Source organism: Hamadaea tsunoensis DSM 44101 (assembly GCF_000428945.1).
GTDB classification, from domain to species: domain Bacteria; phylum Actinomycetota; class Actinomycetes; order Mycobacteriales; family Micromonosporaceae; genus Hamadaea; species Hamadaea tsunoensis.
This window is the reverse complement of record NZ_AUAX01000017.1, coordinates 211,701-228,227: the sequence shown is the minus strand read 5'-3', so window position 1 is coordinate 228,227 and position 16,527 is coordinate 211,701. Positions and strand designations below refer to the sequence as shown.

6 protein-coding genes are annotated in these 16,527 nt (G+C 73.2%); 2 read left to right on the top strand and 4 right to left on the bottom strand.

Annotation, left to right across the window (positions count from 1 at the left end; genetic code table 11):
• Positions 1 to 112 precede the first annotated feature (112 nt).
• Both G401_RS47995 and G401_RS0124130 read left to right on the top strand, forming a co-directional pair.
• Positions 113 to 1,294 (top strand): sensor histidine kinase, encoded by a 1,182-nt coding sequence (locus G401_RS47995; RefSeq protein WP_051367077.1) that lies wholly within the window; start codon positions 113 to 115, stop codon positions 1,292 to 1,294.
• On the top strand, positions 1,291 to 1,938 hold the full coding sequence (locus G401_RS0124130) for a response regulator (RefSeq protein ID WP_027344511.1): 648 nt from the start codon (positions 1,291 to 1,293) through the stop codon (positions 1,936 to 1,938). The genes G401_RS47995 and G401_RS0124130 overlap by 4 nt, the downstream gene beginning before the upstream one ends.
• 16 nt (positions 1,939 to 1,954) lie before the next feature.
• Here G401_RS0124130 and G401_RS0124125 read toward each other — a convergent pair whose 3' ends face one another.
• The 4 genes from G401_RS0124125 to G401_RS0124110 form a co-directional block, all read right to left on the bottom strand.
• Positions 1,955 to 2,536 carry a DUF11 domain-containing protein gene (locus tag G401_RS0124125; RefSeq protein WP_027344510.1) on the bottom strand — a complete coding sequence of 194 codons (582 nt, stop codon included), beginning with the start codon at positions 2,534 to 2,536 and terminating at the stop codon, positions 1,955 to 1,957.
• Between the two features lie 5 nt (positions 2,537 to 2,541).
• Positions 2,542 to 13,806 carry a DUF7927 domain-containing protein gene (locus G401_RS58395; protein WP_157546256.1) on the bottom strand — a complete coding sequence of 3,755 codons (11,265 nt, stop codon included), beginning with the start codon at positions 13,804 to 13,806 and terminating at the stop codon, positions 2,542 to 2,544.
• 160 nt (positions 13,807 to 13,966) lie between these two features.
• Entirely contained in the window at positions 13,967 to 15,376 is a 1,410-nt protein-coding gene (locus G401_RS0124115; protein WP_157546253.1) for a hypothetical protein, read from the bottom strand.
• 197 nt (positions 15,377 to 15,573) lie between these two features.
• Positions 15,574 to 16,473, bottom strand: a complete 900-nt coding sequence (locus tag G401_RS0124110) for an alpha/beta hydrolase (RefSeq protein WP_211240825.1) — start codon at positions 16,471 to 16,473, stop codon at positions 15,574 to 15,576.
• Between the last annotated feature and the right edge of the window lie 54 nt (positions 16,474 to 16,527).

The following is a 16,527-nucleotide window of genomic DNA, read 5'->3' as shown; positions in this document are numbered from 1 at the left end:
GGTGGTTCACGCTAGGAGCCGGCCGGTCGGCCGCGCTGCCGCCGAAAGTCGCCGGACGCGGATACCAAAGTCGTCGGGCGCCCGCGGCACCGCCGGCGGTAGCGTGCTGGGAATGGCCCGATACCTCCTGCCGGCCGGTGTGCTCCTCGGCGAGATCGCGCTGCGTTCCGGTGCCCGGCCGGCGTGGCCCGTGCTCGCGCTGTACGGGCTCGCGGTCCTGGTCGTCATCCTGGTGCGGATCCGCTGGGCGAGTGTGGCGTTCGTCTGCGCGCTGGCCCTGACGTCGGTCGCCGGACCCGGTTACCTGCTGCTGCCGTGGGCCGGCTGGTACGCCGGCCGGTCGAAGCTCTCGCGTACGCAGATGGTGGCCGTGGCCGGGGCCGGTGTCGGCGCGGCCGCCGGCCAGGTGGTGGCCCGGTCCGGGGAACCGCGGTCGATCCCGTTGCTGGTGTTCACGTTCCTCGGGTTCGTGGTGCTGCCCGTGGTCGCCGGCCGGTACGTCGCGGAGCACCGGCGGCTGGTGGTGTCGCTGGCCGAGCACAACCGCCGGCTGGAGCAGGGTCAGGCGGTCCTCGCCGAGCAGGAGCGGCTGCGGGAACGGCTGCGGATCGCGCGCGACGTGCACGACTCGCTGGGCCACCGGCTCAGCCTGGTCTCCGTGCAGGCGGCGGCGCTGGAGGTGGCCGGTCTCCCGCCGAGGCAGCGCGCGGCCGTCGAGCAGTTGGCCGGGTCCGCGCGGGCCGCGATGGACGAGCTCTACGACCTCATCGGAACCCTGCGCGCCGACACCGGGTCGCCGGGCTCCCCCGCGCGGGGCATCACCGCGATCCCTTCCCTGGTACGCGCCTGCGGCCTGCCGATCGAGCTGCGCGAGCGCGGTCCCGCGCGGTCGATGGCGGCGGGGTGCGAGGAGGCCGCGTACCGGGTGGTCGAGGAGGGGCTGACCAACGCCGCCAAGCACGCCCCCGGCCGGCCGGTACGCGTGGAGCTGGCCTGGGAGCTCGATGCCCTGCTGGTGACCGTGGCCAACGGGACTCCGCCGGCCGGACCGGGTCCGGTGACGGCCGGGCATGGCCTGCTGGGGCTGTCCGAACGCGTCACCATGGCCGGCGGGTTCCTCGACCACCGGCTGCTCGACGGCGAGTTCCGGCTGGTCGCCATGCTTCCCCTGCCGGTCGGACCGGGCACCGGCCGGCCGGCCCGGCGCGGACGCCTCCTGGCGGTCGGGCTGACGGTCGCCCTGCTGATGTTCGGACTGCTCTCGATCGGCACGGTGGCCGGGGTGTCGGGATGATCCGGGTGCTGGTCGCCGACGACGAGCCGCTGATCCGCGCGGGCATCCGCACCGTGCTCGAGTCGGCCGGCGACATCGAGGTCGTGGCCGAGGCGGGCAGCGGCGTCGGCGTGGTCGAGCAGGTCCGGTCCCTTCGCGTCGACGTCGCCGTGCTCGACATCAGGATGCCGGGACAGGACGGCCTCGGTACGCTCGCGGCGCTGCGGCGTACCGGGTCGGATGTGAAGGTGCTGATGCTGACCTCGTTCGGCGCCGAACCGAACGTCGTGCGGGCGCTGGCGGACGGGGCGCTCGGGTTCGTGCTGAAGAACTGCACCCCCGACGAGTTGATCCGGGCGGTACGCGCCGCCCACGACGGTGACGCGTATCTGTCCCCGGCAGTGACGAAGATGGTGCTGGGACTGGTAGATCCGGTCGCCGGCCATCGGCGTACGCGGGCCGCGGATCAGCTGGCCGCGCTCAGCGCCCGCGAGACCGACGTGCTGCGGCTGGTCGCGCAGGGTCTGTCCAATGCGGACATCGGGCGGAGCCTGCACATGAGCGAGCCCACCATCAAGACCTACGTCAGCCGGATCCTCGCCAAGCTCGGCTGCGCCAACCGGGTGCAGGTGGCGCTGCTGGCCCGGGACGCCGGCCTGACCTGACCGCCGCGCACGACCGTCACCGGGTCCGGCGGCGTCTCCGCAGCACCGTGGCACCGGCCACGACCAGGGCCACGGCGGCGATCCCGGCGAGGGTCGCGAGGCGTACCCAGCCGGTCGCGGTCTTCGCGGCGGGGGCGGCCTCGGCGGTCGCGTGGATGTCGTCGCGGCCCGGGATCTGGTCGATGTCGGTGGCGCACAGCCGCTGGCCGGCCTCGGTCAGGCAGGCGATCGCGGCGAGCCCCTTGGCGCCGTCGGGCAGCGTGTCGACCCGGGCCGAGGCGGTCAGGGTGACGGTCCTGGCGGCGGGCACCGTCACCGTCCAGCGCGCCCCGCCCGCCGCGACGCTCCCTTGGGCGCCCGCCGCGGTCAGGGTCATGCCGGCCGGCGGGGTGAAGGTGACCGCGAGCCGGTTGCCGGGCGCCGTCCCGTCGTTGCGCACCGAGACCGTGTACGCCAGCCGGTCGCCGACCTTGGCCTCCCCCACCCCGTCGCTGACCGCCACGACGAGGGCGGCCGACGTCTTCGGCGGGGTCGACGGGTGCACCGGTGCCGTCAGCACCGCGGCCGGCACCAGGGCCGACATCAGAACCGTCCACATGAGATTCACTCCGTTCCGGGCTGCGTGTTCCGAGCCGATCGGCGGCGCCCCAGCCACAGTGCCAACGAGCCGAGCAGCAGGGCGATGACGGCGTACCGCAGCATGCTCGCCACCGGGGCGCCGGTGACCGGTACGCCGGGCTGCGCGGCGGGTGGGACGGCACCGGGACTGCCCGCGGCGGGGCGCGACGGCGAGGGTGACGCCGACGGCGACGGGTTCTGCAGCGGCGGTTCGACGGCGACCACGGCGGTGCAGCTCGTGCAGCTGCCCCCGGGCGCGCCGAGTGCCACGGCGTTGCCCATGACCTTGTCGCCGGGGTCGGGGCGGCGGGCGGTGACCGGATACGTGATCGTCGCCGACCCGCCGACCGGCAGCGCGCCGATCCAGCGCAGCTGCGGGGCGGTGTAGATGAGCGTGCCGGAGGTCGTCGACGGCGTGCCGAGGACGCCGTCGTCGAGCACCCCGGTCAGGTCGTCGGTGAGCGCGGCCCCGCTGACGTCGGCCAGGCCGGTGTTGGTCACGACGATCGTGTAGGTGACCGTCGCTCCCTCGTGGACGATCGGCGCCGACGCGGACTTGACGACGTCCCACTGGCCGACCGGTGTCACCGTCCGGCAGGCGAGCGCCTCACCCGGGCAGTTCGACAGCGGCGCGCTGCCGCTGACCCGGTTGGTGAGGACGTTGTCGCCGGTGTCGGGATCGTCGACCCGGATGTCGTAGACCACGGTCGCGGACGCGCCGGGGGCGAGCGCGCCGGCCCAGGTCACGATCGGGGCGGCGTACGCGGCCGTGCCGGCGGTCGCGGTGACGTCCTGGAAGACCGCGTCGTCGAGCAGCCCGGACAGGTCGTCGGTGACGGTGGCCGCCGGCTCGTCGACCGGTCCGACGTTCTGGATGACGACCTTGTACCGCAGCGTCTCCCCCGGCGACCCGCCCAGCGGTACGCCGCGCAGCCGGTCCGGGGACGTGACGGATTTGGCGATGCTGAGCTCGCGTACCGGGGTGGTGGTGTCGCAGGGCGCGTCGCCGGCGCAGTTGGCCCCCGGCGTACCGGAGGCGTAGCGGTTGATCAGCCGATGGTTGCCCCGGTCGGGGCTGTGCACGACGGCCGTGTAGACGACGGTCGCGGTCTGGCCGGCGGCCAGGTCGCCGGTCCAGGTGACGGTGCCGCGGGCGAACACCGCGAGCCCCCGGTCGGCGGTCACGGTGCCGAAGTCCGCGTCGTCGAGGACATCGGCCAGGTCGTCGGTGACGGTCGCGCCGGTGACCGCGGTCCGGCCGCTGTCGGTGACCGTCAGCCGGTAGGTGACCGTCTCGCCCGGGTTCGCGGTGCCGCGGTCGACGGACTTGGTGAGCGCCAGGCCGGTCACCGCCGTGCTCGTCGTGCACGGCGCGACCGTGGTGCAGGAGCTGCCGGGCGTCGGCGAGTCGACGGAGTTGAGCATCGTGCCGTCGCCGTCGACCGGGTTGTGCACGGTCAGGGTGTAGGTGACGACCGCGCTCGCGCCGATGCCGAGGTCGCCCGTCCAGGTCAGGTCCGGCGCGGTGAACGCGACCGCGCCGGCCGTGGCCGAGGCGCCGCCGAAGGTCGCGTCGTCGAGCACGCCGGCCAGGTGGTCGGTGAACGTCGCCCCGGTCAGCACGGTCTGCCCCTGGTTGGTCACCGACACGGTGTAGCTCGCGGTGCCGCCGGCGGCGACCACGGCCGCCGCGGCCCGTTTCACGATGAGCAGGTCGGACACCGGAGTCGTGGTGGTGCACGGCGCGCCGGCCACGCAGGTGCTGCCCGCGGCGGGCGAGGTCACGCCGTTGACCAGAAGGTGGTCGCCGGTGTCCGGGGCGTCGACGCGTACGCGGTAGCCGATGGTCACGCTCCCGCCGACCGGGACGTCACCGGTCCAGGTAAGGGTCGGCGCGGTGAACACCACAGTCCCGGTGGCGGCCTGCGCGTCGAGGAACGTGGCGTCGTCGAGCACGCCGGTCAGCGAGTCGACCACGCTGATCCCGGCGTACGCGGTCTGCCCGAGGTTGGTCACGGTGAGCCGGTAGTCCACGGTGGAGCCGATCGGGGCGGCGGCCGGCGCGGCCGACTTGGCGATCGCCAGCTCGCTGATCGGCGTGGCCGTCGTGCAGGGCGAGCCCGTGACGCAGTTCGCCCCGGCGGTCGGCGAGGTGACGGAGGTGTCCATCAGGTGGTCGCCCGTGCCGATCCGGGCGAGGGCCGGGCGGGCGGCTGCGACGCCGTGGCGGAGGGCCGCGCCGCGTACCGTGCCAGGAACTGCGGCCAGTGCGGTCGTGGCGCTGACCACCGCCCGGTAGGTGATCGTCGCCGTCGCGCCGATGTCCAGCGGGCCGGTCCAGGTCAGCGTCGGGGCCGTGAACGTGACCGTGCCGCTGTCGGCGTGCGAGTCGACGAAGGACGCGTCGTCGAGTACGCCGGTCAGGTCGTCGAGGACGGTCGCGGTCGCGTACGCGGTCTGGCCGGTGTTGCGTACGGTGATCATCCAGGTGACGGTGTCGCCCGGGGCGGCCGAAGGCCGGTCGGGTACCTCCGCGATGCTCAGTCCGTCGACCGGATTGTCGGTCGTGCAGGGCGTCGCGGCGGTGCACGGCCCGCCGGGCGTGGCCGACGTGAGCGCGTTGATCAGCCGGTGGTCGCCCGGGTCGGGTCGCCGCACGGTCAGCGTGTAGGCGACCACCGCCCGTGCGCCCGCGGCCAGATCGCCGGTCCAGGTCAGCACGGTCCCGGTGAGGGTGGCGGTCCCGGTCGACGCGCTCGCGGTGCCGAACACCGCGTCGTCGAGGACGCCGCCGAGGTCGTCGGCGAACGTCGCTCCACTCAGGAGGGTCGCGCCGGTGTTGGTGACCGTGACGGTGTAGGAGATCGGGTCGCCGGGCGCCACCGCCGTCTGGTCCAGCGACTTCGTCATCGCCAGCTCGGCGACGGGGGTGTCGGTCTCGCACGGTACGCCCGGCGTACAGGTGGCTCCGGGCGCGGTCGAGGTGAGCCGGTTGAGCAGGTGGTGATCGCCGCTGTCGGGCGCGTGTACGCGGGCGGTGTAGACGACGGTGGCGGTGGCCCCGGGAGCGAGGGTGCCGCCGAAGGTGAGCTCGGGCGCGGTGAAGGAGGCGGACCCGCCGGTGGCGCCGGCGCCGCCGAAGTCGGCGTCGTCGAGGACGCCGGTGAGGTCGTCGGTGAACAGCACGCCGGTCTGGGTCGTGCGGCCGACGTTGGTGAGCGTGATGGTGTAGGTCTCGTCGGTGCCCGCGACCGCGCTCGCGGGCGCGGCGGTCTTGGTGAGGCTGAGCCCGGCGACCGGGATCGTGACCGAGCACGACAGCGCCTGGGCGCGGCCGCTGGTGCAGTTGCTGCCCGGCAGCTGCGCGGCGACCCGGTTGACCAGCAGGTGGTCGCCCAGGTCGGGCGCGCCGACGAGGACGGTGTACGCGACCGTGACGCTGCCGCCGACCGGCAGGTCACCGGTCCAGGTGAGGGCCGGCGCCGCGAAGGCGGCCGATCCGGTGCTCGCCGTCGCGCCGGTGAACGTGCCGTCGTCGATCACCCCCGACAGGTCGTCGGTGAACGTGGCCGCGGGCAGCGGTGCCTGGCCGGTGTTGGCGACGGTCACGGTGTAGGTGACGGTGTCGCCGGGCACGGCCGAGGCATGGTCGGCGACCTTGCTCACCTGTACGCCCGCGACGGGTGTGCTGGTCGCGCAGGCGGCCCGGCCGGGGCAGTCGGCGCCGGCGGTCGGCGAGGTGACGGCGTTGCGCATGGTGCCGTCGCCGAAGTCGGGATTGGCGACGGTCAGGGTGTAGGTGACCGTCGCGGACCGGCCGATGCCGAGGTCACCGGTCCAGGTGAGGGTGGGCGAGGTGAAGACCGCCTGACCGGTGGTGGCCGACGCGCCCGCGAACGTGCCGTCGTCGAGCGCGCCGGTCAGATCGTCCACAAAGGATGCCCCCGCGTACGCGACCTGGCCGAGGTTGCGCACGCTGACGGTGTAGGTGACCGGTTCGCCCGGCGTGGCGACCGGCGGCGTGGCGGACTTGGCGATGCTCAGCTCGCCGATCGGGACGTCGCTGACGCAGGCGGGGTCGGCGGATCCGGCCGCGCAGTTGGTGCCGGGCGTGCTCGAGACGACGCGGTTGCCCAGCAGGTGGTCGCCGGTGCCCGGCGTGGCCACCGCCACTCGGTACGCGACCACGGCGAAAGTGCCGACCGCCAGGTCACCGGTCCAGGTGACCGTGTCGCCGACCCGGCCGACCGTGCCGGAGGTGGCGAACAGCCCGCCCACGGTCCCGTCGTCGACGAGGCCGGCGATGTCGTCGGTGATCGTCGCGCCGGTGACGGCGTACTGGCCGACGTTGGTGAGGCGGATGAGGTACTGCACGGAGTCGCCGGTCACGGCCGTGGCACGGTCGGCGGTCTTGAGGATGGCGATGCCGCCGACCGGGGTGTCCGTCGCGCAGGGACAGTTGTTGCCGGGAACCGTCGAGGTGACCCGATTGGCGAGGTGCCGGTCGCCGGTGTCGGGATCGTTCACGGTCGCGGTGTAGGTGATCGTCACGGCGTCGCCCGGTGCCAGGGCACCGGTCCAGCGCAGCTGCGGCGAGGTGAAGGCCACGCTGCCCGTACTGGCCGTGAAGCCGCTCGCGGCGGCGTCGTCGAGCACCCCGGTCAGGTCGTCGGTCAGGTCCGCGGCGGGCAGCGGCGACTGGCCGGTGTTGGTCATCACGATCGAGTACGCGACGAGTCCGCCGGGCAGCAGCGTCGTCTGATCGGGCGTCTTGGTGATCGATACCCGGGTGATCGGGGTGCTGGTCGCGCAGGCCGAGCAGATGGCGCCGGGCGTGCTGGACGTGACCGTGTTGACCAGGCCCGCGTCGCCGGTGTCGGGCGAGGCGACCTTGACGGTGTAGGTGACGGTGGCGCTCGCCCCGGTCGCGAGGGTGCCCGCCCAGCTCAGCGTCGGCGCGGTGAAGGTGACGGAGCCGGTGGTCGCCGACGCCGACACGTACGCGGCATCGTCGAGGACGCCGGTCAGATTGTCGGCGAACCGCGCGACCGTGCTCGCCGCACCGGCGTTCGAGACCGTGACCGTGTAGCTGACGGTCTGGCCGGGGACGGCCGAGGAGACGCTCGGCGACTTGGCGATCCGCAGCTCGGTGATCCGGGTCGTCGTCGTGCAGTTCGGGTTGGCCGAGTTCGCCGGGCAGTCGGCGCCGGCCGTCGGCGAGCTGACGCGGTTGGTCATGACGTGGTCGCCGCCGCCGGGGCTGCTGACCGTGACCGTGTAGACGATCGCCGTGGACTGGCCGGGATCGAGATCGCCGGTCCAGTCCAGGGCCGGCGAGGTGAAGGTGACCGTGCCCAGGGTCGGCGGCGTGAATCCGGTGAACGCGGCGTCGTCGAGGACACCGGTCAGGTCGTCGGTGAACCGCGCTGCGGTCAACCTTGTCGGGCCGGTGTTGGTCACCGTGACCGTATGCGTGACGACGTCGCCCGGCAGGGCGGTCGCGCGGTCGCTGGTCTTCATGATCGACAGACCGTTCACCAGCGTGATCGTCGAGCAGTCCGGGTCGGCGGAGCCCGCCTCGCAGTCCGAGCCGGCCGTGTCGGTGGTGATCGTGTTGTGCATGACGTGATCGCCGGCCACCGCGTCGACGACCACCGTGTAGACGACGGTCGTCACGGCGCCGGCGGGCAGCGTACCGGTCCAGGAGACCTCGGGGCTGGTGAAGGTGGCGGTGCCGATCCCCGGCTGGGTCAGTACGCCGAACGACGCGTCGTCGAGGACGCCGGTCAGGTCGTCGGTGAAGCGTGCGCCGGTGAGGTCGGTCTGCCCGAAGTTGGTCAGCTTCACGGTGTAGGTGACCGTGTCGCCGGGGTTGGCCGTGGCGGCGCTCGCGGTCTTCTCGATCTCAAAACCGGGTACCGGGGTCGACGTGGCGCAGCCGGGCGTGCCGGCGAACACGGCCGGGCAGCCGGCGCCGGGCGTCGTCGAGGTGAGCGCGTTGCGCAGCACCAGATTGCCGGGGTCGGGGTCGAGCACCGTGGCGGTGTACGCGACGTCGGCGGATCCGCCGGGGGCCAGGTCGCCGGTCCAGACGAGGGTGGCGCCGTTCAGAGTCGGCGTACCGACGGTCGACGTCAGACCGCCGACGGTGGCGTCATCGACCACATCGGACAGATCGTCGGCGAACGTGGCTCCGATCAGCGGGACCTGGCCGGTGTTGGTGACCGAGACCGTGTAGTGCAGCGCCTCCCCCGGGTCGACGATGCTCTCGTCGGCCTTCTTCTCGATCTTCAGATCGGCGATCGGCGTGTCGGTCGTGCAGGCCGGGCCGCCGGGGCAGCTGGAGCCGAGGTTGGTCGACGACAGCGAGTTGAGCAGGCGGTGGTCGCCGGTGTCGGGGTCGTCGACCCGGAACCGGTAGACGACGTCCGCCGACGCCCCCACCGGCAGGGGTACGCCGCTGCCGGTCCAGGTCAGCAGCGGCGGGGCGAAGCTCACCGAGCCGCCGGAGGCGCTCGCGTCCAGGAACGTCGCGTCGTCCAGCACACCGCTGACGTCGTCGATGCCGGTCAGGTCGTGCAGCGGCGTGACACCGGTGTTGGTGACCCGCACGGTGTAGGTGACGACCTGGCCCGGTACCGCCTGTGTGACGTCGATGCTCTTGCTCACCTGGAGGTCCGAGACCGGAGTGTCGGTGGCGCAGGCGGGGCCGCCCGGGCACACCGAGCCGGGGGCGGTCGACGACAGAGAGTTGATCAGGTGATGGTCGCCCGTGTCGGGCTCCTTGACCCGGAACCGGTAGACCGCCGAGCCCTCGCCCCCGATGGGCAGGGCGCTGGACCAGGTGAGCAGCGGTGAGGTGAAGGCGATGGTGCCGCCGCTGGCGACGGCGCCGACGAAGTCGGCGTCGTCGAGGACGCCGGTCACGTCGTCCACCCCGGTCAGCGACGGGTAGCTGGTCTGGCCGGCGTTGACCACGGTCACCGTGTACGTGACGATCCCGCCCGGCTCGGTCGACGCCACGTCGGCGGTCTTCCTGATCTGCAGGTCGGCCACCGGGGTGTCGGTGGCGCAGCCGGTCGCCGACTGCTGGCCGGCCCGGGGGCAGTCGGCCGCGGGCGTCGTCGACGCGACCGTGTTGCGCAGGCGGTGATCGCCGTTGTCGGGCCGGGCGACCGTGGCGGTGTAGGTGACGGTGACCGTCCCGCCCACCGGCACGTCGCCGGTCCAGGTCAGCGTCGGTGCCGCGAAGGAGACGACACCGGTGCTCGCGGTGGGCGTCCCGATGGCGGCGTCGTCGAGGACGCCGCTCAGGTCGTCGGTGACCGAGGCGCCGGTGACCGGGGCCCGGCCGGCGTTGGTGAGCGTCATCGTGTACACGACCGCCCCGCCGACCTGGGTCGCGGTCTTGTCGGCCGACTTGACGACGTGCAGGCTCACCACGGGAACCGTGACCGAGCAGACCGACCCGTCCGCCGCGGCGGGGCAGCCCGCGCCGGGCACGCCCGACGTGACGGCGTTGACGAGGCTGAAGTCGCCGGTGTCCGGCTGCCGGACGGTCGCGGTGTAGCCGACCGTCGCCGCCTGCCCGGGGCTCAGCACGGCGTGGAACAGCAGCCGGGGGCTGGCGAAGTCGGCCGACCCGGTGCTGACCGTGATCGAGCCCAGTGTGGCGTCGTCGATGACGCCGGTCAGGTCGTCGGCGAACAGCGTGCCCGACTGCAAGGTCTGGCCGACGTTGGTCACCGTGACCGTGTACCGGACGGGACCGCCCGGCACCACCGAGGCGGCGTCGGCCGACTTGACGATCCGCAGGCCGGCGATCGGCGTACTCGTCCTGCAATTGGGATTGATCGGGCCGTTGTTGCAGACGTTGCCCGGCGTCGTGGAGGTGACGAGGTTGTCGAGGCGGTGGTCGCCGGTGTCCGGGTCGCGGACCGTGACGGTGTAGACGATCTGCGCCTGCGCGCCGACGGCGAGATCGCCGGTCCAGGTCAGTTTCGGGCTGGTGAAGACCGCCTGGCCGAGGGTGGACGAGGCGCCGGCGAAAATGGCGTCGTCGAGGACGGCCGTGAGGTCGTCGGTGAAGTTCGCCCCGGTCAGCGGAGTCTGGCCGCTGTTGACGACGGCGACGGTGTAGGTGACGCTCTGGCCCGGTACGGCGGAGCCGGCCGAGACGGTCTTGAGGATGCGGCTGTCGGCGACCGGCGTGTCGGTGGCGCATTCGGCCGGACGCGGGCTCGCGGCGCAGTTGCCGCCGGCCGAGGTGGTGGTGACGACGTTGGACAGGTGGTGGTCGCCGGTGTCGGGGGCGTTGACCTGGACCGTGTAGGTCACGGTGGCGCTGCCCCCGGGACCGAGGTCGCCCGTCCACGTCAGGTTGGGGCTGGTGAAGGTGGCGGTCCCGGTCGACGCGGTGGCGCCGATGAAGGCGGCGTCGTCGAGAACGCCGGACAGGCTGTCGGTGAACGACGCCCCCGCGTACGCGGTGCTGCCGTTGTTCGTCACGGTCAGGGTGTAGGTGACGGTGCCGCCCGGGACGCTGCTCGCGGGGCTGGCCGACTTGCGGACGGTGAAGCTGCGGCGCTCCTGGCTGAGGGTGCAGCCGAGGATCTGCCGGCGGCCGAGCACCGATCCGGGCACGGTGATCGTGGCCCCGGCGAGGGTCACCTGCGGCACCGCCGCCCCGGTGGTCAGGTCGGTGCACGTGACGGCGGTCGGGTTGAAGCCGCCGGCCCCGGTCTCGGTGATGGTGACGTCGCTGCCGGGCGAGGTCGCAACGAGCTGCGTACCGGTGCGGCCGAACGCGGGGTTGACGGTCGCCGGGTTGTTGCCCGCCGAGGTGGTGACGCTGAACGTCCCCGGCGTCGGCGTGTTGGTGAACAGGTTGGTGCTGGTGAACGCGAAGGTGCCGACCCCGCCGGCGGACTGCTTGCGCAGGCAGATGCCGGCGGTCGCCACCGCGATCCCGGTGACGCCGACGTCGTCGGCGACGCCGAGGGTGTCCCCCGTCCCCGTGATGCCGTACCGGAACTGCAGGTCGCCGGTCAGGGGTACGCCGTCGGGCAGGTTGACCGTGATCTCCTCGACGGTGCCCATCGTGACGGTCGCCGACTCCGGCGGGATCGTCGCCCCGTTGAGCCCCGTGATCGTGGCGTCGCGGCCGAAGCCCTGGTTCGCGACGGTGGTCAGGACGCGGGCGTACACGACACCCCCGTACGCGATCTCCATCGTGCCCTGGTTGCCGCCCTGGCCCCCGACCCCGTCGGCGACCGCGAGCGAGACGCGTAACGCGCTGCCGGGGGCGACCGCGCCGATCGTCTGGGTCACGCGGTCGGTGGCGAGGCCGGCGCTGTCGCTGAAGATCGACATGCGGCCGTCGCTGACGTACCACTGGCCGCTGGTGCTCCAGTTGGCGTTGCCGCTGGCGAACCGTGGATTCTGCACCGGGTTCAGGACGCACGGCGCGTTCACCAGGGCCGTGGTGACGTCGGTGTAGGAGCACACGATGCGGTCGGCGACGTTGAGCGTGAACGGCTGCCGCAGCACCTCACCGGTACGCGTGTTGCTGCACAGGCTCGTGATCTGCTGCCAGCCGGCCGGCGGGTTCTGGGTGACCGTGACGCTCTGCCCGGCCCGGGTGTTGACCAGCGTGGTCTCGCCGAACTGGCCGGCCGTCGTGACGTTCGGGTTCGCCGGCAGCGGGCCGCCGGTGACCGTGAACGGGAAGGTGGCGTTCGGGCCGACGGCGTTGACCCGCAACGTGATCGACGGCGGTACGCCGGTGTTGGCGAGCACGCACGAGATGGCGTCGTCCGGGCCCGGCCGGATCACCGGCGGACTTGCCAGGTTGACGGGCCCGCCGGGCAGCACCGTTCCGGATCCGGGCGTCGCGTTGGTGCAGGCGATCGTCTGCCCGTAGTTGGCCGGGTTCGCCCCGGCCGCGGGAACCTCCGTCAGCGTGTACGCCGACCCGGGCACGACCTTGGTCGTCCCGGTGGTGCCGGTGCCGAAGTTGACGGTGGAGCCGAAGCCCTCGCTGGTGCTGCTGCCCGTGGCGTTGACGACCGATCCGCCGGCGTCCTTGATCTGGACGGTGAACTGGTCGCTCCAGGTCACCCGGTCGGTGCCGAACGCCTTGGTCAGGGCGATCGTGGCGGCCGGGGCGGCCACCGTGACGTCGGCCGCCACGGGTGGCCAGAAGTTGCCGAACGAGCAGGTCTCCGGGCCGCCGTAGACGGTCGAGAGGCCGAACGTGCCCAGCCCGCCGAGGCCGCGTCCGCGGGTGAAGTCGTTGTCCCGGTTGGCCACCCGGATGCTGAACCGGTACGCCCGCCCGGCGGTCACCGACCAGGTTCCCGAGTTCCACGGGCTGACCACCTGGTTCTGCTGCGTACGCGCCGACCAGGCGACGCCGGGTCCCATGCCGTCCCCGGTCGCGGGGTCGAACCCGTCGGACCAGTTGACGTACGCGCCGTCGTCCATCGACTCCGCACAGAGGCGGATGCTGCCGCTCTGCTGGGCGTAGTACGTGCCGACGTACTCCCACGTCTTGAGGCACTTCTGTACGTTTCCGTTGCAGGTGGCCGCGGTCGGGCCGGAGATCACGTCGTCGAAGACGCGGGGCGGGCACAGGTAGAGCCGGCCCAGGGTGTCGGCGGTGATGTCGCACGGCGGCCGGTCGTTGTAAGGATCGTCGGGCTCCCACCGGCCGGGCAGCGACGACCCTTCGTTGGTGCCGACCCAGTCGTCCTGGCGTACGAGGGAGAGCAGGTTGCCGCCGGCCGGGTTGAACTCGTCCGAGCGCGGCGAGGAGAAGCTGCCCGCCTTGGTACCCGGGGCCGTGCCGGCGGCGGCGCGCAGCGAGATCGCGACCGGCGCGGTCTCGTTGTCCGACAGTTGGGCCACCGAGCAGGTGACCTTCGGCGCCGTGTACGAGCACGCGCCGCCGGCGATGCTCGCGCCGGCGAACGTCAGCGTGGCCGGGACCGTGTAGACGAGACTCACGTCGTGGGCGCGGTCGGGGCCGCGGTTGACCAGGGTCGCGCTGACCGTTCCCGACGGGCCGCCCGGCATCAGCGTCGGCGCCGCCGCGTTGACGACGAACAGTTCGGCCCGCCGGCCGTCCCAGATTCCCGCCAGTGGCTGGGCCGTCGCCGGCACCACGGGCGCCACGGCCACCGGCAGCACCACGGCGATCACACCGGCGCACACCCGCCGCGCCCAGCGACCCCCGCCCACCGTCCACATCCGACCCACCACGCGCCCCCGTGTGCTCACCCGGCACCGACGGCCCTGGCGCGGGCGGCGGACTGGCCGTACGAATACGTACGAAGATCATAAATCGGGTGAATCAGGTAAAGCGTGATTGGACGGTCGCTGTGCGTACCGGCGTGTTCCCGTGTCCTCGTCAGGGCGCCGTGCACTGAGGCCGGCAGGCTCGGTTCGGCGGCCCGTAGCCGTGATGCCCGATCGGAAACCCCTCGTAGCCGGCGACGAGGAAGCTGCCCGCCGACGCATCCTGGTTGAACGTCGTCCCCGCCACGACGATGCGCGTACCGCCCGGGAACACCGCACCGGTCGCGCTCGCGTTGACCCCCGCCGCGGTCGTCGTCTTCCCGCCGGCGCCGAACGCGGGATCCAGGCTCCCGTCCGCGCGGTAGCCGGCGAGGGCGACCTTCGACGGGTACCCGGCGCTGCCGGCCGCCACCATCCCGCCGTCCCGGCGCAGCAGCAGGCTCGACGCGCCCGAGTCACCGGTGAACGTCGTGAGCACCTTCCCGCCCGTGCCGAACGCCGGGTCCAGCGCGCCGTCGGGACGCAACCGCACCAGCGCGAACCCGGCCTGGCCGGCCACCGTCTGCCCCACGCCCGCGACGACCACGCGCCCCACCGGGTCGACCGCCACCGCCGAAGCCCCGCCCTTGCTCTGCCCCGGGCTGTTCTGCACGCGCACGATCCCGCCCCGCCCGAAACCACCATCGGGTACGCCGCCGGCGGTCAGGCGTACGACGGCGAACTCCTGCCCCGCGGCGGGGTCGACGGAGGTGCCCGCCAGCAGGATCTTCCCGTCCGGCTGGAGGGCGACGGCCGACGCCGCGGCGTCCCCGCCGGGCAGCGGCACCAGCACGATCCCGCCGTTGCCGAAGGCCGGATCGAGCGTGCCGTCGCCGCGCAGCCGAACGGCGGCGAAATCCACGTCGCCCCGGATGTCGTTGGCCCCACCGGCGACGACGATCCCGCCGTCCGGCTGGACCACCACCGCGGCCGCCCCCGCGTCTCCGGCCGGGCCGACGGGCAGGACCTTGACACCGCCTCGGCCGAAACCCGTGTCGAGCGCGCCGTCGGGCAGATACCGCGCGACCGCGAAGCCGATCTGCGTACCCCGCGGAATGCCGCCGGTGCCCACCGCGACGATGCGCCACCGGGAATCCACGGCGACTCCGGTGGCGCCCTGGGCGCCCAGCCCGGCCGGCACCGACGTGACGACCCGGCCGCCGGCGCCGAACCGCGGGTCCAGGGTCCCGTCCGCGCGGTAGCGGGCGAGCAGGAAGTCAGGCGTACCCGGCGTGATGGCGCCACCGGCGACGATCAGCCCGCCGTCGGGACCGTGCTGCGCGATCGCGCTGGCACCGACCGCGCGGCCGGGGAAGCCCGTGACGGTGAGCCCGCCCTGGCCGAAACTCGGATCCAGCCCGCCAGGGTGGCCCGTCGCCGCACCGTTCGCGTACGCGTGGGCGGGGGTCGCCGCCAGCAGGCCGAGCAGACCGGCGGCGGCAGCGGCCCGCATCCGGCGCCGGGTCGACAGGAAACGAGGCACGGGTGTCCTTCCCACGAACGTCCAATATCACTACAAACTAGACGATCGCGGGCACAGTTCCCCTCAAGCTCCCTTCCAAGATCCCGCTTGGATCACGGTTTTCACCCGAATCATGGGCCAAGATTCGGGTGATTTCCCTGATCCAAGCGGGATCTTGGAGCTGGGGATCTTGGAGCTGGGGATCGGGAGGTGGGGCGCTAGGCGTCGGCCAGCAGGGCGGTGATGTCGGCGAAGACCCGCTCGGCCGCCTTCGCGCAGGCGGGCGACACGAGGTCCATCGTGAGGAAGCCGTGCACCAGGCCCGCCTCGCACCGGTGCACCGCCGGTACGCCGGCCGCCCGGAGCCGGTCGGCGTACTCGTCGCCCTCGTCGCGAAGCGGATCGTGCTCGACGGTCACCACGACCGCCCGCGGCAGGCCGTGCAGGTCGGCGTACAGGGGGCTCACCCGGGGGTCGGTACGCATCGCCGGGTCGGGAACCCACAGCTCCGCGCCCCAGGCGACGTCATCGGTGTCCAGCGCCCAGCCGGTGGCCTTGGTACGCGTACTGGGCCGGCTCAGGGTCAGATCGGTGTTGGGGTAGAGCAGGATCTGCGCGTACGGCAGTGGTTCGCCCGCGTCCCGCAGCCGCAGGCAGGCGAGCGTGGCGAGGTTGCCGCCCGCGCTGTCCCCCATGACGCAGACGGTGCCGCCCGCGGCGATCGCGTGCTGGAGGACGGCCACGACATCGTCCACCGCGGCGGGCCACGGGTGCTCCGGCGCCCGGCGGTAGTCGACCGCGATCACGGTGGCGCCGGTGGCCTCGGCGAGCAGGCGGCAGGCCCGGTCGTGCGATTCCAGGTCGCCGATCACCCACATGCCGCCGTGCGCGTACACGATGGTGGCCCGGGACTGTGCGGGGCGGTAGATCCGGACGGGTACGCCGGCGACCGGCTCGTCGGAGACCTCGGCGAGCGCCGGACCCGGAGGGCGGACGGCCGCGCGCGCCCGCTGCCCGCGGCGGACCGGCCCGGCGCCGACCGTGCGCGCGGGGGTGGCGGGGGTGGCGCGGGCGGCGGCGACGAAGGCGGCGAGTGCGGGGTCGGCGACATGATCCATGACCGACATCATGATCCGGTGCTGAGGGTGACGCGGCGGCGGGCCAGGACTCCC